This is a genomic window from Candidatus Thiopontia autotrophica, assembly GCF_982804495.1.
Genome location: NZ_CEYDPX010000002.1, coordinates 79639 through 100057, shown reverse-complemented (window position 1 = coordinate 100057; position 20419 = coordinate 79639). Strand labels below are relative to the sequence as shown.

The window sequence follows — 20419 nt, the reverse complement described above, 5'->3', positions numbered from 1 at the left end:
AATGTCTCACTCTAGCCACGTACCAGTGGCTCTTCTACATCCTGACGTGCCTCTCTGCCCAGCAGAGCCTCAATCAATTCAAGCGCAAAATCCATTGCAGTCCCCGGCCCTCGTGAGGTTATGACTTTACCATCGGAAACCACGTCAGCATCCTCAATAATATTGGCAGATGTCCCCTGCAAGAAGCCTGGATAACTGGTGGCCTCTTTACCATTTAACACCCCGGCATCAGCCAACACCTTTGGTGCCGCACAAATTGCTGCTGTATATCTATCTTCAGCTGCCATTTTCTGAACCAGCTTATGGATACGTGGATCTGCATTTAGATGATCCGCCCCTGGCAGGCCACCGGGCAACACAACCATCTCATAATCTTGTTGCAGAGCTTCATCAAGTGACATATCTGCAATGTGCACGGTGTCACGACTGGCTTTAATTGGGCCATCACTCAGTCCGGCAACCACTACCTTGATCCCTGCTCGTCGCAACAGATCAACAATGGTTATTGCTTCCAGCTCTTCAAACCCCTCTGCCAGTGGAACCAATACAGAAATATCACTACCCATTGATCTATCCCTAATGTGGAGCGTGCAGCAGATGTAGCCCTTTAAGCATATTCAGGGCCTCAAACAGAACAAAGTCATCCTCTGCCAGGTTTGTTTCTGGCTCCTCACCGTCATCAGCCTTCCTCGTTCCTGTATCGTCATCACCATTAGAGGTCTCGCCATTCCCATTGCTTAGGTGGCCAGAAAGATCTCTCTCTGAAACACGATGAAGATTCTTCTTTTTATCTTTGTCACTCTTTTCGATTTTGATATTGCTCAACTCAATATCCGGGGCAATCCCCTCTGCCTGAATAGAGCGTCCAGATGGTGTGTAATAACGTGCCGTTGTCAGTTTCAGAGCCGCACCTTCACGCATTGGCAGGATTGTCTGCACAGAGCCTTTGCCGAATGTCTTGGTACCCATTATTACCGCCCGCTTGTGGTCTTGTAGTGCTCCAGAGACAATCTCGGATGCTGAAGCAGACCCACTATTCACCAATACAACCAATGGTGCACCATTCATGATGTCATCTGAATCAGCCTCAAACTCTATTTTTGAATCTTTCACACGACCATCCGTATAGACTAACAATCCATCTGTCAGAAATGCGTCTGCAACAGTTACCGCAGCACTCAACACACCTCCAGGGTTGTTGCGCAGATCCAGCACCAACCCGTTCAGATCCTCTCCATCATTCTCTTTGATCAATTTCTTGATGGCCTTTTCAAGATTTTCTCCCGTACGCATCTGAAACTGACTGATTCGTACATATCCAAAACCATCCTCCAGGGTGCGGCTTTTAACACTACGAATTTTTATCACATCCCGAATAATATTAACTGTCAGAGCCTGATCTTCCCCCTTGCGCACCACGGTAAGCTCAATCTTTGTGCCAACTTTGCCGCGCATCTTCTTGACTGCATCACCCAAGGTGATGCCCTGAACAGCTGTGCCATCAATGCGTATGATCAGATCACCTGCCTGCATTCCTGCGCGCTGTGCTGGAGTATCATCAATTGGTGAGATCACTTTGACAAAGCCATCCTCCATGCCCACCTCAATCCCCAGACCACCGAACTCACCTGTAGTGCTAACCTGTAGCTCATCATGTGCCTCTGGCAACAGATAGGATGAGTGTGGATCCAGGCCACTCACCATCCCCTTGATTGCGTTATTAAGCAGCTCCTCATCACTCACATCTTCAACATAGCTATTTTTAATATTACTAAACGCCTCACTAAAGGCCCGTAATTCATCCAGCGGCAGTGGAACAACAGCGCCCTCCTCCCGTTCAGCCAATACACTACGCTCCACGGCAAGTGAAATCCCAAGGATTAATCCGGTCAATAAAATCAGTAAGTCACGCGCTTTTGTCTTCATTAAGCAATCCGCTGTCAGGTTAAAAACTCATTAATAATTATGCAGATTTTACAGGAAAAATTGCACCCAGTATTACCGATTGGTTTGCGCCTGTAACAGATGGGATATTACCAACATCTCCACGAACGGTTTGACGAGCCAGCCAGCCAAAAGCTACTGCCTCTACCCAATCTGGATCAACCCCAATCGATGCTGTTGAATCAACACTCCAGCCCGATAAATTTACAGCCATGCGCTCCAGAAGAAAGGAGTTGTGCGCTCCGCCCCCACATACCAACAACTGTTGCCTACCAACATTCTGGTCACGCACAGCATCTGCGACTGTAACGGCCGTCAGTTCACATAGAGTGGCGGCAACATCCTCTACCGGAAGCGATTTAACTAGTGAACTCCAGCCACCATAAAGCCAGTCACTATTAAATAGCTCACGCCCTGTACTTTTTGGAGATGGCCGTGAAAAGAAAGGATCGCTCAACATAGATTTCAACAGGCTGGAGGATAGTTCTCCTTGCCTGGCAAAGAGACCATCCTTATCCATTCTTGTGCCGAATGACTCTTCAGCCCAATAATCCATCAACACATTACCAGGACCGGTATCAAACCCAACCACAGGAGCGCCTCTGTCTGCTGGTAAGAGCGTTACATTTGCCATGCCCCCAATATTGACTACAGCACCACTTTGCCCTCTCATCAACCAGCGGTGATAGGCTGGCGCCAATGGTGCGCCCTCTCCTCCAGCAGCAATATCACGGCGACGAAAATCTGCCACCGTGGTGATTCCTGTCCGTTGCGCAACAATATTAGGGTCGCCAATCTGCAGGGTGAACGGTGTACTACCAGTTGGTTTATGACGAATTGTCTGTCCATGGCTGCCAATCGCCACTATCTTCTCTGCTGCCAGACCTGCTTTCTCAACCACGGCTACTGCGGCATCTGAAAAAAGCACTCCCAACTCAACATCCAACTCTCCCATCCTCTCAATCTCATTCTCCCCCTCCATGCAGAGAGCAAGAATTCTCTCTTTAAGAGATGGTGAAATTTGGGTCACATCTGTTGCACAGAGAGATGGGGGGAAGGTTGAAAAATCAACAACCACAGCATCAACACCATCCATACTGGTGCCTGACATCAGACCTACAAAATACTCACTCATTGCCTATCCATAAAAATCATCAGATGACGGTAACCTGTTACGTTGTACTTATCAATGAATAGCTACCATACATGTAAAGCGCTCTCATCCACGCCCCTTAGCTAAATTATTGGACATTTCCGTACAGGATTGTTAGGTTGGTTACGTCATTGTCACAATACTAGTCACACATAATCTTGCGCCACACCACTGGAGAAAATTATTTATGAAACACATCAAGCTGGCTCCATCTCTTGCTCTCTCTCTTCTGCTCTCATTTAGCAATGTCTGGGCAGATGAATTTCATGAGACTATCGAAATTTTTCAAAAAGCTGGCGAAAGCGGTGGGTTTTTTAATGATGCCCATGGCTATGCCGTGTTTCCGACTATTGGAAAGGTTGGTATTGGTATTGGCGGCTCTTATGGCGATGGTAGAGTATATGTTGGGCATGACCATGTCGGTGACACCACAGCAACACAACTAACAATAGGATTTCAGCTTGGTGCACAGGCATTCAGCCAAATCATCTTCTTTCAGGACAAGCGGGCATTTGAGGAATTCACCACGGGCAAGTTTGAATTTAGTGCGCAAGCAAATGCCGTGGCAATTACTGCTGGAGTCTCTGGAACAGCATCAACCATTGGTAATTCTGTAGGAGCGAGCGGCGGAAGAAATGACGCTACAACAACAGGGCAGTACAACAAAGGGATGGCCTCTTTCACAATAGCCAAAGGTGGATTGATGTACGAAGCATCAATCGGCGGACAAAAATTCAGCTACACACCCAAGTAACCCACAGCCCTTAACAAACCAGCAATCTCTCCCTCTCAATAAGGGAGGATGCTCAATGAGCAAACAAACATGATGGGAACAACCAACGTTACTTTTATCGATGTCTTTATGATGGCTCTTCCAATAATACCCATCATCTATTTCCTGATTGCAGGAAACCCCCATGATGTCGACACGGAAGAGAGAGCATCATTATCGGCCGCAAGAACATGGCTCGTGCTCGCCTTGATGGCCTTGGGGCTAGGGGTGATTGGAGTAGTTATTGCAACTGCCACCCTGATTATGGGGGTCAAGACAATCATACGAGGGCGCACCATGTACGGGTTAACAGTGATATTGATATCTATATTTGTGCCAATCTTTAGCTTTATTCCACTATGGAATTAAGTTGCTAGAAACTACAAGACTCATATCGACCCTAATGAGACCTTTCTCAAAGGAGGAGATGGGTGGTAGATAACTACGTAGTCTGGCTTGATTCGGTGGGGATGGGGGATGTGGGTCAGGTTGGGGGCAAGAATGCCTCTCTTGGCGAGATGATCCATGCCCTTTCGGACAAGGGTGTCCGGGTTCCCAACGGCTTTGCCACCACTGCCCATGCATTCCGGGACTTTCTTGCCCACAGCCACCTGACCGAGAGGATCCACCAGTCACTTGAGGCACTGGACCCCACCGATATTCATGCGCTGAAGGAGTGTGGTGCTGAGATCAGGCGCTGGATTCTTGACTCCCCATTTCCCGTTCCCCTGCTCAATGCCATAACCTCCGCCTATGAAAAACTGGAGGGGCAGACTGATGGAAAACTGAGTGTTGCCATCCGCTCCTCGGCGACCGCCGAGGATCTTGCCGACGCCTCATTTGCCGGACAGCAGGAGAGCTACCTTAATGTCTGTGGAGTGGAGAGTGTCCTCGCCTCAATCAAGAATGTATTTGCCTCGCTCTACAATGACCGCGCCATCTCCTATCGGGCGCATCAGCACTTCGACCACCAGAGCATTGCAATATCGGTCGGGGTACAGCAGATGGTACGTAGCGATCTCGGCTCCAGCGGCGTGCTCTTCACCCTGGATACGGAGTCCGGATTCAGGGATGTAATCCTTATCACCTCAGCCTATGGCCTTGGGGAGACGGTGGTACAGGGAGCAGTCAACCCCGATGAGTTCTATCTCTACAAACCGACACTGGCCACAGGACATCACGCCATCCTGAGCAGGACACTGGGATCAAAGGAGATCCGCAAGATCTATGCACGGGACAATCTGAAGGATTTTATCGTTACCGAACGTGTCCCTGAACTGGAGCGTAACCGCTTCAGCCTCAATGACCGGCAGATTCATGAGTTGGGGCGCTACGCCGTCACCATCGAGGAGCACTATGGACGCCCTATGGATATTGAGTGGGCCCTTGATGGTGTCGACAACAAAATCTATATCGTCCAGTCACGCCCGGAGACGGTAAAGAGTCAGGAGAAAACAACCAACTCCATTAACCGCTACAAACTCAAGGAGAGGGGTACCGTTCTGGCCAAGGGACGCGCCATTGGGCAGGCCATCACCAACGGAACCACACGAATCATTGCCAACATCTCGGAGATGGAGCGTATTCAGCCCGGTGATATTCTGGTTACCGACATGACCGATCCAGATTGGGAGCCGATCATGAAGCGGGCCTCAGCCATCGTCACCAACCGCGGGGGCCGTACCTGCCATGCAGCCATTATTGCGCGGGAGCTGGGGATCCCCACAATTGTCGGCACCGGGGATGCAACCGAATCCATCCCCAACGACCACACTGTCACCATCTCCTGTGCGGAGGGTGATGATGGTTATGTCTACGATAAGGCACTCGCATTTGAGCTTATTACCACACCAATCAAGTCACTGCCTCCGCTCAAAACCAGAATGATGGTCAATATTGGAAACCCCGGGCGCGCCTTCGACTACGCCTCCATCCCCAATGATGGGGTTGGACTCGCGCGGATGGAGTTCATCATCAGCAATATCATCGGCATCCACCCAAGGGCGATTATCGATTTCGAAAATCTCCCCGCTGAGAGTAGAGATGAGATAGAGAGAAAAATATCCGGCTATGGATCACCCATCGAATTTTATGTTGAGAAACTCACCGAGGGGATAGCAACTATTGCAGCGCCATTCTCCCCAAACCCAGTACGCATCAGAACCTCAGACTTCAAATCAAACGAGTATGCAAACCTGATTGCCGGCAGAGAGTATGAGCCATTTGAGTCTAATCCAATGATTGGATACAGGGGGGCACTACGGCAGCTGTCGGAACCATTCCGCCCCTGTTTCGAACTGGAGTGCAAGGCGATAAAGCGGGCACGGGAGAAAATGGGGCTCTCAAATATAGAGCTCATGATCCCCTTTATACGCACCCTGGACGAGGCCATAGATATCATCAGTCTACTCGAGGAGAATGGGCTGAAACGGGGAGAAGATGGCCTCCGGATCATCATGATGTGCGAGGTGCCCTCCAACGTGATCCTCGCCGAGGAGTTTCTCGAATATTTTGATGGCTTCTCTATCGGCTCCAATGATCTGACCCAGCTTACCCTGGGGATGGACCGTGACTCCGAGTGGATGGCCGCTGGGTTTGATGAACGCAATCCGGCAATCAAGGAGAGCATCTCCAGGGTTATCCAGGCGTGTCACAACCAGCACAAGAGTGTTGGTATCTGTGGGGAGGGCCCCTCACATTATCCGGAGTTTGCAAGGTGGCTGGTAGAACAGGAGATTTCCAGTATCTCTATGAGCCCGAACAGCATAATCGAGACCTGGAACGGCCTGGGATAGGTCGGTATCCCCTACTGAATCACCTGGTTGATCACTGCCTGGGCCATCTCCAGACCAGACACCCTGTCCATTTTTCACCCCGCAGCCAGAAGGGGGCCATTCCCGGGATGGTGCCTGTTTATTTTCTTCTGGATCTCCATCACCACCATCAACAACAAAGCAATCCCCAACAACTGCAACCAGTGTTCGAAACTGATGGGCTGAACACCCAATACTCTCTGTAACCAAGGCACATACATGGCACCAATATGGATCAACTGCGCCAATACCGTGCCAAAAAGAAGGAGCGGATTCCGTAGTGGAGAGAGTTGAAAAATCGATCGACTTTCGGACCGGCAATTAAAGACGTGGACATTCTCAAAAAGCACCATCAGTAACAGTGTGCTATTTCTGGCAGCATCTATATCCATCCCCAGAACATGCGTGAGGTTCCAATAGAGGATGAATGCAGTAACCCCCATCATAAGGCTGGAGACAATGATGCGCTCCACCATCAGCCGATTGAATATCGGCTCCTCTGGACTGCGTGGGGGGCGCCTCATCTCATCACCCTCTGCCGGCTCAAAGGCGAGTGCAACGTCCTGAATCCCGTTGGTGACAAGGTTGAGCCAGAGCAGTTGTGCCGGAAGCAAGGGCAGCGCTACCCCTGCCATCAATGCAAGGAAGAAGAGCACTACCTCCGCCGCACCGGTCGAGATCAACAAAAAGATCACCTTGCGCACATTGGCGTATGCCACCCTCCCCTCTTCGATCCCGGAGACGATGGAGGTGAAGTTGTCATCAACCAGGATCATATCCGAGCTCTCACGGGCGACATCTGTCCCCTGTACCCCCATCGAGACCCCGACATTGGCCGCATTAAGTGCAGGCGCATCATTGGCCCCATCCCCGGTCATTGCAATAAAGTGGCCGTTACGGATGAGTGATCTGGTAATTACAACCTTCTGTGAAGGATCAACACGCGCAAAGACTCGCGTATCTCTGGTCAGTCTGTCAACCGCAGCCTCACCATCCTCCTCCGCCTGCCTCAGCTGATAGCCGGTAACAACCTGTTGTTCTGACTCTGCCATCCCAAGCTCTCTGGCGATTGCGAGGGCTGTTACCGGATGGTCCCCAGTCACCATCGAGACATCAATACCGGCATGACGACAGGACTCTATCGCCCCCTTTACCTCCTGCCGCAATGGATCAATCATCCCCACCAGACCCAGGAAGGTAAGCCCCTCCAGATCCATTACTGTAAACGGGCTGCCATCTGCTATCTGGCGAACACCACCTGCAACTGCCAGAATCCGATACCCTTCTCTGGCCAGCTGTTCTGACTGCGCCAGCACCACTTTCTCATCAATCTCCATCTTCCCATCAGCTAATGCCATTCCGGCACACATCGGCAACAGTGCCTCCAGCGCCCCTTTAACAAAAACCAACTCTCTGTCACCATGCTGGTGGAGGGATGCAGAGAAACGATTCTCTGACTCAAAAGGGATATCCTCAACCAGCGGATACTCACTCATTGCATCCTGCCGAATCACTCCAGCCCTGTATGCAAAAATCTGTAGTGCAACATCCACCGCATCCCCATGATGAACCCATTTACCATTGCGCATCCCAAGATACGCCTCATTATTAAGCGCAACACTCCTTGCCAGAGCCCCCAACTGTTGCTGCTGTGAGACGGGGAGATGATCCTGCAAATTCTCCCTGCCATCTATCCTCAAGAGCTCACCACCAGGAAGAGCAACCATGGCTACGGCCATCTCATTAACTGTCAATGTGCCTGTCTTGTCAGAGGCTATAAAAGTGCATGAGCCCAAGGCCTCCACTGCATAGAGGCGACGTACAACGACGTTTCTCTTGGCCATTCTGTTGGCACCAATCGCCAAGGCAACAGTAATTGCAACGGGCAGCCCCTCCGGAATCACGGAGACCGCCAGGGCAACAGCAAGCAGAAAAACCTCCTGAAATGGGGCTCCTAGAACCAGTTCAACAACTATCAACAGAAGAGCAATCACCCCGAATACAAGTGCAATCACCCTAGTGAAATCCTCCATCCTCAGCAATAATGGCGGCTTCGCACTCTCTGTAGCTGATAGAGAGCCAGCAATCTTGCCGATCTCCGTCTGCTCTCCTGTCGCTACAACCAGGCCATGACAACGACCACGGACGATGATTGACCCGCTAAAGAGCATGTTGAGGCGGTCACCAACCGCACTATCCAGCGCATATGCTCCCTCTGAACTCTTGGCAACAGCCAGCGACTCACCAGTCAGCAGGGACTCATCAACCTCTACCCCTTTGGCACTGATCAACCGTATATCTGCTGGCACCCTGTTCCCTGAACCAAGAAAAACAATATCCCCCGGGAGCAACTCCTCAGAATCAAGTTCCAGGGGCTCACCTTCACGCAAAACATTTGCGACGGTCCTGACCATGGAACGAAGCGCCTTCGCACTCTTCTCTGCGGAGTGCTCCTGAACCGTACCAATAGTGGCATTGATAAGAAGTACTGCGGCGATAAAAATTGCATCCAAATAGTGTCCAAGGCTGAGCGATACCAATGCCGCAAAAAGAAGAACATAAATTAGTGGGCTAAAAAACTGGCGGATAAAGATTGCCATAATCCCAGGCTTGGGTGGCTGGGGAAGAGTATTCAACCCATACTCTAATCGACGCCTCTGCACCTCATTCTGATCCAATCCATGCACTGATGCATCGAGCATCTCCAGCAGTTCATCCACAGATCTGGCATGTGGTGAGTCAACCGGTTCATTGGCAGTGACAGTCTCTCTCATTATCACGAGACTAGCATATCCAGCCACGTGGCTTCCAAATAATGCGGAGGGCTACACTATCTTGCCTACAACAGGCGATCCCAAATTTTGGTGACCTGCTTACGCTCTACAACAAACTCTTCTGCAGAGACGATTGCTTTCCTGTTTTGTAGGGATAGGTGGTAGGCACGCCTTCGATAGCTACGATAATTTTCCTCAAGTGTTTTTGCTTCATCATCAGTAATCAGCCCCTCTTCGGCCAGCTGCTCCAGTAGACGAATATTATCTGTCCACTGCATTAAGGATGGGTGCTGTAATGACCAGCGTAACACCATGTACTGAACCATAAACTCGATATCAACCATTCCTCCCTTCATCTGTTTAAGGTTGATCTCGTCTTTGCCGCACTGGCCTAGCGAGTCACGCATTTTCTCTCGCATATCACTAACCTCGGACTGCAGCTCTCTCTCGTCTCTCTGCTGACTCAGGATTGTCCTTCTAATTTTTTCAAACTCTGCTCTTGCCTTTGCGCCACCAAAAATCACCCGGGCACGTACCAGTGCCTGGTGTTCCCAGGTCCACGCATCCTTCTTTTGGTAGTCCAGGAACCCTTCTGAATCCAAGACCAGCAATCCCGATGCGCCATTAGGGCGTAGGCGTGAATCAATCTCGTAGAGTCGTCCGCTCATGGTGCGAGTGCTAATTAGGTGGATCATTCTCTGTGCCAGCCTGATATAGAATTCACGCCGGGTAACAGGTTGCTGTTTACGGCTAAATGGATCTTCTGGTTGGCCTGTATGGAGAAATACCAAGTCAAGGTCTGAGCCATAGCCAAGCTCAATCCCTCCCATCTTGCCATATCCGATAACCAGAAATCCCGGGGCTGCCATGCTCTCTTTGCGCATACGTGGCTGTCCCCAGCGCCTGGTCATCTCATCCCACGACAGCTGAAAACAGTACTCCACCACGCTCTCTGCTATCCAGGTCAGGGCATCACTTACCTCCATAATCGGCAGCCTGTCCATTACATCAACCGCTGCCACCTTAACCATGTGTCTACGCTGAAAGTGGCGCAACAACTCCATCTGCTGTTCAAGGTCCTGTTTATCTACCCGGCTACCCAGCAGTAGAAGCTCTTCTGTCAATGATTGACGCTCCTCGGGAAGGAAGAGATTGCGTGGATCCAGCACCACATCCAGCAACATTGGGGTCTGCGATAGTTGCTCTGAAATCCATTCACTTTTCTGTAGCAAAAATAGCAGGTGCTCTAGTGTGTGATGATTTTCTGCCAGCAGAGTAAAGTAGACGGAGCGTCGGCCTATCGACTCTACCAGATGAATGGCCCGCTTCAGGCTATGATCTGAATCATCCTGCCTTGAGGCAGCCTCTATCAACAGCGGCATCAATCTATCCAGACGCTCTTTTCCCTCCCTGCTCATGGATTGGACTGTTGATGAGCTATTTAGTTGCTGCAGAGAGGCTATGATATTTTCCGGTTCATCGAAGTGCCGTGAAAACTGCTCGACTAATTGCTCCACAGATATGCCGTCATCAAGATCTGACCACGCCTGGTTAAGGGGATGCTGCTCTTTTTCTGGGGCACGCTCATCTGGGACAGCGAACAATTCCTCAAATCGTCTCTGTACTCGGCCCCGGTGCTCTTCGAGCTGAACAAAAAACTCTTTCCAGCTATCAAATCCCATAGACTCAGCCAGTAACACACGCTGTTCTTTGCTGGATGGAAGCCGTTGGGTCTGTCTATCCTCATACTCCTGCAGGCGATGTTCAGCGTTGCGCAGAAAAATGTAGGCCTCTGTCAGCTCCTGTTCCTCTTCTCTGCTTATCTCCCCACGTTTAGAGAGTAGTGGCAGCACTTTGAGAATAGGGCGTACCTGTAACTCTGGTTCTCTGCCCCCATGCACCAGCTGGAAAGCCTGACCTATAAATTCAATCTCACGTATACCGCCTGGCCCCAGCTTGAGGTCATCTTCCATCCCTTTTTTACGTACCTGCTGTGCAATCATCATCTTCATTTCACGTAGCGACTCGAATGCACTGTAGTCAATGTAACGTCGATATATGAATGGCCGCAACAGGTTTAACAGTTGCTCTCCTGCACCGCTGTCTCCTGCTATCACTCTGCCCTTGATCCATGCATAGCGCTCCCAGCTTCTTCCATGAATCTGATAATAATCTTCCATGGCATCAAATGATGAGACCATAGAACCGCTCTCACCAAATGGGCGCAGTCGCATATCAACACGAAACACAAAGCCATCTGCTGTCTTGTTGTTAATGGTACGAATCAGGCGTTGTGCCAGATGGGTAAAAAACTCCTGGTTGCTGATCCATGGGCGCCTGCCCCTGGTCTCACCATCCTCTGGATAGGTGAAAATAAGATCAATATCTGAAGAGAAGTTGAGCTCTCTGGCTCCAAGTTTGCCCATTGCGACCACAATCATCTGCTGTGGTCGACCACTCTGCTCCCCTTTCGGGGTTCCCTCCTCATCACACTGCCATTGGTATAGCAGGTTTAGAGTCTCTGAAACTACAACATCAGCCAATGCCGAAAGCTCACTGACTGTTGTCTGGTAATCAGACCAGCCAGCAAGATCACGCAGCGCGATCCTTACCATCTCGTCACGCCTGAATAAGCGTAGCGCCTTTGAGAGCTGCTGGTCACTCTTGACTGGTGCCAATAGTCTCTTTAGTTGTTGTCGGTAATGTTCCTCATCAACTGTTGAGCTGATGGTTTTTGATTGGATAAGCCGCTGCAACAGGGTTTGATCCTGTCGGCAACTATTCTCAATAAACGGGCTAAACTTGAAAAGGCTGGTAAGGGTAGAGAGAGAGCTCACTGCTTCATTGCAAGCTGTCTGCTCTTATGACGATTCAATAAAACCTTGCGCAGTTTTGCCGTAGCCTGATAGAAATATTTACGCTCTGCTGTAGATAGCTTGTTGGTGCGTGGCAGTGCAACCTGCATTGCATCCTTGTACTCACCATCTTTTCTGAACTCGTAGTGGAGATGAGGCCCGGTTGCCAATCCAGTGCTTCCACTATAACCGATTACCTCGCCCTGCCTTACTCGTGTTCCCACCTTAAGCTTTTTTGCAAAACGTGAAAGGTGTGCATATACAGTGGTGTATTTCCCGCCGGCATGACTCAGGAATATGACGTTTCCATACCCTCTCTGTCGCTCCCGCTTCTCTACAACGCCACCTGCTGTTGCCATTACTGGAGTTCCGGTTGCGGCAACAAGGTCTGTACCCCTGTGTGGACGATACTTCTTGAGCACTGGATGGTAACGACGCAGCGTGAAGTGCGAACTTATCTTGGTGTTTTTTAGCGGGCTACGCAAAAAATCTGCCTCCAGTGGAGTACCGTCTCCACTATAGAAACGTGACACTCCACGACGGTTGGTGTGGTTAATCACACGTATGGGTTTGCCCTGATTATTAAGCTCGGCAGCAAGAATTTTTCCACTCTGCAGTGTGCCGTCTGCTCCCGGTTGAAATACAACCGTAAAGTGATCCCCTTTTTGAATATCTTTGCGAAAATTGATCTGCTCGGAAAACAACTCCTCCAGCTTGCGTATATGTACGCCAGGTATGCCTGTGTTTCTCGCTGCTCGTGAAAATGTCTTGGTAATATGGCCTCGATAGACTTCCCAACGACGTATAGAGGTGGTGCCTTTATCGGCTTTCTCTCTTATCTGTTTGTTCGGCTCATGTTGTGGTGTGACCAATCTCTTTTCTACTTTTGTAGTTTTGACCTGGGCACCACCCTGCTCTGCACAACCTGAAAGCAGGAATAGCATTGAGATCAACATAATAGAAAATAGCCGGCTCATCTCCCCATTATACAATGATTTATCAGGTGGCGTTATTCACGATGCTCGTCCAGGGAGAGCTCTTTGATTTTACGGGTCAGGGTATTTCGCCCCCACCCCAATAGACGGGCGGCCTCCTGTTTCTTGCCTGCTGTATGCTCCAGCGCAGTCTTGATCAGAATCTTCTCCATGGTTGGAACAACCTGATCAAGCAACCCTTCCTCTTCCTGGTTGAGATGCTGTCTCAGCCACTGCTCAAGGGCCTTCTCCCAGCTATCACCGCCAACTGTTCCCTCTGCACGCAGCTCTGCTGGAAGATCACCCACACAGACATTCCTGGTTGGTGCCATTACTGTGATCCAGCGACAGGTGTTCTCCAGTTGACGCACGTTGCCCTGCCACTCCAGACCACTTAAATAATTCATTGTTTCAGGAAGCAGCTCCTTCTCCTCTACCTCAAGCTCTTCTGCCGCCAGCCTTAAAAAGTGGTTTGCCAACAGCGGAATATCCTCTCTGCGCTCGGAGAGCTCAGGCACATGAACACGGATAACATTGAGACGGTGGTAGAGATCCTCACGAAAATCTCCAGCCTGGACCGCCGCCTCCAGGTCCTGATGGGTAGCCGCAATAATTCTCACATCCACCTTGGTTGGCGCATGTCCGCCCACCTGGTAAAACTCACCTTCGGAGAGCACGCGCAACAGTCTGGTTTGCGTCTCTAGCGGCATATCCCCTATCTCGTCCAGAAACAGGGTGCCTCCATCAGCCTGCTGAAAGCGGCCCTTGCGCACACCTGTGGCGCCTGTAAATGCACCCTTCTCATGACCAAACAGTTCTGAATCCATAAGGTCTCTGGGAATTGCGGCCATATTAAGGGCAATAAATGGATAGTCTGCCCGTGGGCTGTGACGGTGCAACGCCTGAGCAACCCGCTCCTTGCCTGTACCGGATTCCCCGTTGATCAGCACCGTCATATTGGAGTGCGCCAAACGCCCAATTGCACGAAACACCTCCTGCATGGCAGGAGACTCTCCTATGATGTCAGTTACGGTCTCTCCTTTTTCTCTCTGCCTGGTACGTTTACTATGCACCTGCTCAACAGCACGCTGCACCAGACCGGTGGCCTCTTCAATATCAAATGGCTTGGGCAGGTATTCAAAAGCACCCCCTTCATAAGCTGCAACTGCACTATCCATATCAGAGTGGGCGGTCATGATGATCACCGGCAAATCCGGTTGTCTTGCACCAATCTCCTTCAACAGGGCCAGCCCATCAATACCCGGCATTCTAATATCACTCACTACAACGTCCGGGCTCTCACGCTCCAGCCTATCCAGCACCTCATTACCATCACTAAAAGTCTCTACCTCCATTCCTGCTTTTTGTAGTGCTCGCTCCAGAACCCAGCGAATAGAACGGTCATCATCAATAACCCAGATCTGCCCTCTGTTTTTTTCGCTAACTTTTGTATCCTGAGTCATCTTCTATTCCTCCAGCGGAATCAATAAGGTGAATATGGTTTTGCCGGGCCTGGAATTACACTCAATCACCCCGCCCTGGCGATGGATAATAGACTGCGCAATTGAGAGGCCGAGGCCAGTTCCCTCGGCACGTCCTGTTACCATGGGTAGAAAAATGGTTTTTTGAAGCTCTTCCGAGACCCCGGGGCCGTTGTCCTGAACCTCCAGACTACAGACCAGGCGATGATGTTTATGACCAATAGTCACCTGGCGCAATATGCGTGTTCTAAGCTGAATCTCACCACTGTTGTTGAGAGTTTGTGCCGCATTTTTAACAATGTTGAGCAGAGCCTGAATTAACAGATCTGGATCAGCCATAATGGTTGGAATGCTGGGATCATAGTCTTGCTTTATCTGTAGTGATGACTCTCCAGCCTCCGCAGTAACAAGAGTTCGCACCCGCTCCAGTACCTCATGAATATTTGTCTCTTCCAGGCGTGGCGGACGACTTGGTCCCAACATTCTGTCGAGCAGAGTCTGCAGGCGATCTGCCTCACCAATAATAACCTCCGTATATTCTCTTAGTGACTCATCTTCCAGCTCTCCCTCAAGCAGCTGTGCAGCCCCCCTTAATCCGCCCAGAGGGTTTTTGATCTCATGTGCCAGGCCGCGCAACAGGTCTGCTGATGCTCGCGTCTGGTTAATCAACCGATCCTCATTAATCAGGCGTAACTGCTCATCTACCCTCTGTATCTCTACCAGTACATGGTTGTCTTCATCATGCTCCGTTAGTGGAATCAGTGAACAGTCCACTACAGAGCTCTCGCCACTAAATAGCCGAAGCTCCACCTCACGCTCTGTGTATGGATAGTTTGTCTCCGAGATGCGCTGCATCCCTTTTGCCAAATCACAACGAATATCCACTATTTCTGACATTCGCATGCCTGCCGCCTTCTGTGCACTGGTTCCCAGTAAAATTTCTGCAGCTGGATTAAGAAAACAGAGGCGCTGATTAGCGTCTAAAATCAGTATCGATACAGTTGTATGGCCTGCAACAAGCTCTGCATAGCTAGATATACTGTTTTGGGAGAAAGAATTCATAACTTCAGTAATCAATGCAATCGCTATACCAGTATCATAATTATTCCGAACATATCAATAAATATTCTTTAAAAACAATATGTTATAAAACAAGATATACTCATGACTGCATAAATCACGATGCCCTGGGCAGCTATAATGCACCATTATGGTGCATTCTATTATGGATCACAAATCGGAAAAATAAAAAAAGCCCCCTCCATAAATGGAGGGGGCTTTTTGCAGGTTTAATGTATTACAGATTAAACGCTGTAGTACATATCAAACTCAACCGGATGGGTGGTCATACGCATACGAGTCACCTCTTCCATCTTCAGGTCGATATAGCTTTCAATAAAGTCAGCTGTAAATACATCACCCTGTGTCAGGTAGTCATTATCATTGGCCAGCGCCTCAAGCGCCTGCTCAAAGGAGTGACATACAGTTGGGATCTCTGCTGCCTCCTCTGCTGGCAGGTCATACAGATCCTTATCCATCGCCTCACCTGGATCGATCTTGTTCTTGATGCCATCAAGGCCAGCCATCAACATGGCTGCAAACGCCAGGTATGGGTTGGCAGTTGGATCAGGGAAACGAACCTCGATACGGGTAGCCTTGGGTACCGGTACAAACGGAATACGAATAGAGGCAGAACGGTTACGGGCAGAGTAGGCCAGCATTACTGGTGCCTCAAAGCCTGGAACCAGACGCTTATAGGAGTTGGTTGATGCATTGGTAAATGCATTCAGTGAACGGGCGTGTTTGATGATTCCACCAATATAGTAGAGCGCGTCCTGAGAGAGGCCGCCATACTTGTTACCCGAGAAGATATTCTTTCCCTTCTTGGCGATGGACTGGTGAACATGCATACCAGTTCCGTTATCACCAACGATTGGCTTGGGCATAAAGGTTGCTGTTTTGCCATAAGCGTGTGCAACATTGTGCGTTACATACTTGAGGATCTGCACCTCATCCGCCTTCTTGACCAGTGAGTTGAATGCAGTAGCAATCTCGTTCTGGTTTGCAGTAGCAACCTCATGGTGGTGTGCCTCAATAGTCAGGCCCATATCCTCCATAACCAGAGACATTGCAGTACGGATATCCTGAGTAGAGTCAACAGGAGGTACCGGGAAGTAACCACCCTTGACGCCAGGGCGGTGGCCCATGTTACCGCCTTCATAGACCTTCTCTGTATTCCAGGATGCCTCCTCGGAGTCAACCTTGCAGAAAGAGCCACTCATGTCTGAGCCCCAACGAACATCATCAAACAGGAAGAACTCTGGCTCAGGACCGAAGAATGCCTTGTCGCCAATACCGGTAGACTTGAGGTACTCTTCTGCACGATAGGCTACAGAACGTGGATCACGCTCATAACCTTCCATGGTTGCAGGCTCAACAATATTACAGCGAATAATGACTGTTGGCTCCTCATAGAATGGGTCCAACAATGCAGTGTCTGCATCTGGCATCAGAATCATGTCTGATTCATTGATTCCCTTCCAGCCCTCGATAGAGGATCCATCGAACATCTTGCCAGCCTTGAAAAAGCCGGCATTAACCTCGGCTGAAGGAATAGTTACGTGCTGCTCCTTGCCCTTGGTATCTGTGAAACGGAGATCAACAAACTTGGCATTGTTCTCCTTGATGAGTTTAAGTACTTTCTGAGACATTAATGACTCCCCTGATTCAATGTAAACACTAGTAAAGAGTAGCCACTACCCTGTGACCAACCCCTGTAAAAAATTAATCCTTCGAAATCAGATGTGCTCATGAATCCGAAGGGAACGCCGGATTATATAGCATAAGTCGTGCCAATCGTATAACTGCCTGATCTTGCTTGAGACTTTTTCTGAACTTTTTATAAAAACAGCGGTAATTGCACCAATATAGTGCGTATTTTTAGGCGTATGCCACATAATAGGGCGCATTACACCTCAATAACAATGCGCACCTCTCTCCCCTCCTGGCTTTTTTCCACCACCACATGGCCATTGATTCGACACCAGGCCGGAATATCATTCAGTGCGCCTGGGTCAGAGGAGAGCACCTCCAGACGGTCGCCTGGATTTAGCTCCTCAACCACCTCCTGAGCACGAATTACCGGCATGGGGCAGAGCAGGCCTCGAGTATCTATGGAAAAATTGGCCATTCAGGCGACTCCTATATATACCAGCTTTTTTCAATATCAGCTGGAGAGATTGGTTTCACCGTTATCTCTCTGCTCTCTCCATCACGCCCTCTTATCTCTACGGTAACCTCAGGGGCGCTTTTTCCTTTACCAAAGCGTGCGGTAATTTGGCCGGCCAGCATCAAATCTTCGTCACTGGCTTCGCCATCGATCAATACCAGAGGCCCGGGGAAATCTGTTGTTCTCATGCTGGTGTACTGGTTTCTATAACCTTGCAGGAAGTGATTCTCGCCCTCCTCTCTGGAGATGATCATCTTGAAGTTCTTTCTTGGACGAATATGACGCCCCACCTTGAGTAGCATAATGTCATCCATCTCATACTCTCTGGAACCACGCGCATCCCACAGGTCAACCAGCTTAATCGAGTAACTCTCATCAGTCAGAAAACAGCATCCGCCAGCCGGGGTTGCATAATCTTCAAAGCCAAACTGTTTTGCCAGCGCCATCTGCGGCTTGCGGGTGCGGCCACTGAAGTCATATAGGGCTTCACGATCCAGCCAACCCTCTCTCTCTGGAAGTGTGGGGGGAAGATTCTTTGCACAGAGCGGGCGCACCAACAGGTCATCCGCACCAGATTCGCCAGATACCACCGGCATTGTATCCTTGCGTTGCGACATCGGGCGCTGCCCCACTACCTCTCCGGTGGCGATAAAATCAAACTGATGTTTATGCATCCACTCCAGCGCCTTCTTCACCATGAAGATTTTGCAGTCCAGACATGGGTTCATATTGGCTCCATAGCCATGCTTGGGATTTAGCAAAACATCTTTGTACTCCTCCACAATATCGACCATATGGAGTTTGATCCCTAACTGCTCTGCTACCCAGAGAGCATTGTTGCGCTTATCTTTCTTCTGGTCTTTCTTGCGAATGGCGTGAGTATGCCCCTCTACACAGAAGCCCGTATAGAAATTAATCCCCTCAACATGAATACCCTGCTCCTGGAGTACGCGCACAGCCAGCATGGAGTCCAGTCCACCCGAGACCAATACCGCCGCTTTTTTCGGTTCCGACATCAAATATCCCGGTTTAATCAGTAATGAGTGCGCATTTTACCCGAATCCACACCTGGAAAGTATGGATTCGAGTTCTATCAATTGATACCTTTTTCACGGATAATGCCCGCTCACTCCATAGCACTGCTGGCTCATCTTATGAAAAAAACATTCTCGCTACTCCATCCCAAGAAGACGAGGCCCCGTCTTGTTGAGTCCATCAAACATGAGGTCAGAAAATACATTAAAAGGGAGCGCAGAAAGAGCCTGCCTGATGGAGCCGACTACTGGGATTTTGACTGCAAATTTGGAGATGATGAGGCAAGCAGCATCGTCACTCATATCTCTGAGATTGATAAACAGATTACTGCGGCCGAATCCAAACCGCTTGACTCCTTCTATATAGAGATTTTGGCAAAGCCTGGATATCGCACCAAAAAACCGGCCACAAAAACCGATTCTGGCTAGTTGTCCCACTCTGGCAGGTTTCAATGAAAAGGGAGATTGAGCTACTGGCACCTGGTGGAGATATTGACTCCATCAAGGCGGCCATCCTTGCAGGGGCAGATGCTGTCTATTGTGGGCTGGATAGGTTCAATGCCAGAAATCGGGCAGAAAATATAACGTTCGAAAATCTTAACGGGATTATCCGGCTGGCACATAAACACCGCTGTGAAATCTTTCTGACCGTCAATATCATTATTGTGGAGAGTGAGATCCCAGCTCTTTTAACCATGCTGAACAGGCTGGTCAACACCAGGATTGACGGGATTATTGTTCAGGATCTGGGGCTACTCTATCTGCTCTCCAAATATTTTCCAACGCTCAGGGTTCATGCATCCACCCAGCTGACTACCCACAACCCTGGCCAGATAAAATTCCTGCACCATTTGGGGGTTACCAGAACAAACCTCTCCAGAGAGCTGAATCTTGATGAGATAAAAAAGTTGAGCTCAGTTGCACATGAGAGTGGGATGCTGACCGAGGTCTTTGTTCACGGCTCCAACTGCATCTCCTTTTCAGGGCTCTGTTATATGAGCTCTCTGCACGGTGGAAATTCCGGCAACCGTGGTCGCTGTAGCCAGCCCTGCAGAGACCAATACCTGACCACTGCCGAGGGGAGAGATTTCCCCCTAAATATAAAAGATAACTCGGCATATTCCGACCTTGGTGCGCTCCATGATGCCGGGGTCGACTCCATCAAGATTGAGGGTCGGATAAAGAAATACCACTATGTCCATACCGTGGTAGATGCCTGGAGAAAACAGCTACAGCAGTTTTATGAACAGGGCACAACCAGCATCGATGATGGTGATCTGCGCAAGGTATTTAACCGTGACTTCTCAAACTCCTTTTTGCAGAGCTCCATCGGCAGAGAGACATTTATTGATAACCCACGAGACAACTCTGCCCTGCATCGCTCAAGACA

General features: G+C 49.7%; 16 protein-coding genes. 5 read left to right on the top strand and 11 right to left on the bottom strand.

All coding sequences use genetic code 11. The features are described from left to right. Window positions 1–11 precede the first annotated feature (11 nt). Genes AC3ZFK_RS01845 through AC3ZFK_RS01835 form a run of 3 tightly spaced genes read right to left on the bottom strand, consistent with a single transcriptional unit; the run spans window position 12 to window position 3079 of the window. Window positions 12–566 carry a DJ-1 family glyoxalase III gene (locus AC3ZFK_RS01845; protein ID WP_487506001.1) on the bottom strand — a complete coding sequence of 185 codons (555 nt, stop codon included), beginning with the start codon at window positions 564–566 and terminating at the stop codon, window positions 12–14. Window positions 567–576: 10 nt separating this feature from the next. Continuing rightward, window positions 577–1926, bottom strand: coding sequence for a S41 family peptidase (locus AC3ZFK_RS01840; protein WP_487506002.1), 1350 nt, complete (start codon window positions 1924–1926; stop codon window positions 577–579). Window positions 1927–1963: 37 nt separating this feature from the next. Next, window positions 1964–3079 carry an anhydro-N-acetylmuramic acid kinase gene (locus AC3ZFK_RS01835; RefSeq protein WP_487506003.1) on the bottom strand — a complete coding sequence of 372 codons (1116 nt, stop codon included), beginning with the start codon at window positions 3077–3079 and terminating at the stop codon, window positions 1964–1966. Window positions 3080–3284: 205 nt separating this feature from the next. Here AC3ZFK_RS01835 and AC3ZFK_RS01830 point away from each other — a divergent pair, with 205 nt between their 5' ends. From AC3ZFK_RS01830 to ppsA, 3 genes are all read left to right on the top strand, one after another. Beyond that, entirely contained in the window at window positions 3285–3851 is a 567-nt protein-coding gene (locus AC3ZFK_RS01830) for a lipid-binding SYLF domain-containing protein (RefSeq protein ID WP_487506004.1), read from the top strand. A 48-nt stretch (window positions 3852–3899) separates the two neighbouring features. Beyond that, the gene (locus AC3ZFK_RS01825) at window positions 3900–4238 is read left to right on the top strand and encodes a hypothetical protein (protein ID WP_487541281.1); all 339 of its coding nucleotides are present in this window, start codon (window positions 3900–3902) and stop codon (window positions 4236–4238) included. Window positions 4239–4300: 62 nt separating this feature from the next. Next, a complete protein-coding gene (gene ppsA / locus AC3ZFK_RS01820; RefSeq protein WP_487506006.1) occupies window positions 4301–6664 on the top strand; it encodes a phosphoenolpyruvate synthase in 2364 nt (787 codons plus the stop codon). Between the two features lie 74 nt (window positions 6665–6738). Here the strand turns inward: ppsA and AC3ZFK_RS01815 are convergent, their stop codons facing one another. The 8 genes from AC3ZFK_RS01815 to AC3ZFK_RS01780 form a co-directional block, all read right to left on the bottom strand. Beyond that, a complete protein-coding gene (locus AC3ZFK_RS01815) occupies window positions 6739–9456 on the bottom strand; it encodes a cation-translocating P-type ATPase (protein WP_487506007.1) in 2718 nt (905 codons plus the stop codon). Window positions 9457–9521: 65 nt separating this feature from the next. Beyond that, window positions 9522–12293 carry a bifunctional [glutamate--ammonia ligase]-adenylyl-L-tyrosine phosphorylase/[glutamate--ammonia-ligase] adenylyltransferase gene (gene glnE / locus AC3ZFK_RS01810; RefSeq protein ID WP_487506008.1) on the bottom strand — a complete coding sequence of 924 codons (2772 nt, stop codon included), beginning with the start codon at window positions 12291–12293 and terminating at the stop codon, window positions 9522–9524. Then, on the bottom strand, window positions 12290–13288 hold the full coding sequence (locus AC3ZFK_RS01805; protein WP_487506009.1) for a peptidoglycan DD-metalloendopeptidase family protein: 999 nt from the start codon (window positions 13286–13288) through the stop codon (window positions 12290–12292). Before AC3ZFK_RS01805 ends, glnE begins: the two co-directional genes overlap by 4 nt. A 32-nt stretch (window positions 13289–13320) precedes the next feature. Continuing rightward, window positions 13321–14748 (bottom strand): nitrogen regulation protein NR(I), encoded by a 1428-nt coding sequence (gene ntrC, locus AC3ZFK_RS01800; protein WP_487506010.1) that lies wholly within the window; start codon window positions 14746–14748, stop codon window positions 13321–13323. A gap of 3 nt (window positions 14749–14751) precedes the next feature. Continuing rightward, entirely contained in the window at window positions 14752–15828 is a 1077-nt protein-coding gene (glnL, locus tag AC3ZFK_RS01795; RefSeq protein ID WP_487506011.1) for a nitrogen regulation protein NR(II), read from the bottom strand. A 242-nt stretch (window positions 15829–16070) separates the two neighbouring features. Continuing rightward, window positions 16071–17477 carry a glutamate--ammonia ligase gene (gene glnA, locus AC3ZFK_RS01790; protein WP_487541283.1) on the bottom strand — a complete coding sequence of 469 codons (1407 nt, stop codon included), beginning with the start codon at window positions 17475–17477 and terminating at the stop codon, window positions 16071–16073. A 257-nt stretch (window positions 17478–17734) separates the two neighbouring features. Then, complete coding sequence (locus AC3ZFK_RS01785; RefSeq protein WP_487506013.1) at window positions 17735–17956, bottom strand: sulfurtransferase TusA family protein; 222 nt, start codon at window positions 17954–17956, stop codon at window positions 17735–17737. Between the two features lie 11 nt (window positions 17957–17967). After that, a complete protein-coding gene (locus AC3ZFK_RS01780) occupies window positions 17968–19011 on the bottom strand; it encodes a tRNA (5-methylaminomethyl-2-thiouridylate)-methyltransferase (RefSeq protein WP_487506014.1) in 1044 nt (347 codons plus the stop codon). Between the two features lie 138 nt (window positions 19012–19149). On the opposite strand from AC3ZFK_RS01780, the gene AC3ZFK_RS01775 reads away from it, so the two are divergent. Continuing rightward, window positions 19150–19458, top strand: coding sequence for a DUF6172 family protein (locus AC3ZFK_RS01775; protein ID WP_487506015.1), 309 nt, complete (start codon window positions 19150–19152; stop codon window positions 19456–19458). Between the two features lie 23 nt (window positions 19459–19481). Continuing rightward, on the top strand, window positions 19482–20419 hold a 938-nt coding region (locus tag AC3ZFK_RS01770; RefSeq protein ID WP_487506016.1), incomplete at its 3' end, for a peptidase U32 family protein.

What these genes read in the sequence shown, in the direction of transcription:
- glnA (WP_487541283.1), bottom strand. Translation starts at nt 17,477, where the DNA reads ATGTCTCAGAAAGTACTTAAACTCATCAAGGAGAACAATGCCAAGTTT.
- AC3ZFK_RS01845 (WP_487506001.1), bottom strand. Translation starts at nt 566, where the DNA reads ATGGGTAGTGATATTTCTGTATTGGTTCCACTGGCAGAGGGGTTTGAA.
- AC3ZFK_RS01840 (WP_487506002.1), bottom strand. Translation starts at nt 1,926, where the DNA reads ATGAAGACAAAAGCGCGTGACTTACTGATTTTATTGACCGGATTAATC.
- AC3ZFK_RS01835 (WP_487506003.1), bottom strand. Translation starts at nt 3,079, where the DNA reads ATGAGTGAGTATTTTGTAGGTCTGATGTCAGGCACCAGTATGGATGGT.
- AC3ZFK_RS01825 (WP_487541281.1), top strand. Translation starts at nt 3,900, where the DNA reads ATGCTCAATGAGCAAACAAACATGATGGGAACAACCAACGTTACTTTT.
- AC3ZFK_RS01775 (WP_487506015.1), top strand. Translation starts at nt 19,150, where the DNA reads ATGAAAAAAACATTCTCGCTACTCCATCCCAAGAAGACGAGGCCCCGT.
- AC3ZFK_RS01805 (WP_487506009.1), bottom strand. Translation starts at nt 13,288, where the DNA reads ATGAGCCGGCTATTTTCTATTATGTTGATCTCAATGCTATTCCTGCTT.
- glnL (WP_487506011.1), bottom strand. Translation starts at nt 15,828, where the DNA reads ATGAATTCTTTCTCCCAAAACAGTATATCTAGCTATGCAGAGCTTGTT.
- ntrC (WP_487506010.1), bottom strand. Translation starts at nt 14,748, where the DNA reads ATGACTCAGGATACAAAAGTTAGCGAAAAAAACAGAGGGCAGATCTGG.
- AC3ZFK_RS01785 (WP_487506013.1), bottom strand. Translation starts at nt 17,956, where the DNA reads ATGGCCAATTTTTCCATAGATACTCGAGGCCTGCTCTGCCCCATGCCG.
- AC3ZFK_RS01830 (WP_487506004.1), top strand. Translation starts at nt 3,285, where the DNA reads ATGAAACACATCAAGCTGGCTCCATCTCTTGCTCTCTCTCTTCTGCTC.
- AC3ZFK_RS01780 (WP_487506014.1), bottom strand. Translation starts at nt 19,011, where the DNA reads ATGTCGGAACCGAAAAAAGCGGCGGTATTGGTCTCGGGTGGACTGGAC.
- AC3ZFK_RS01815 (WP_487506007.1), bottom strand. Translation starts at nt 9,456, where the DNA reads ATGAGAGAGACTGTCACTGCCAATGAACCGGTTGACTCACCACATGCC.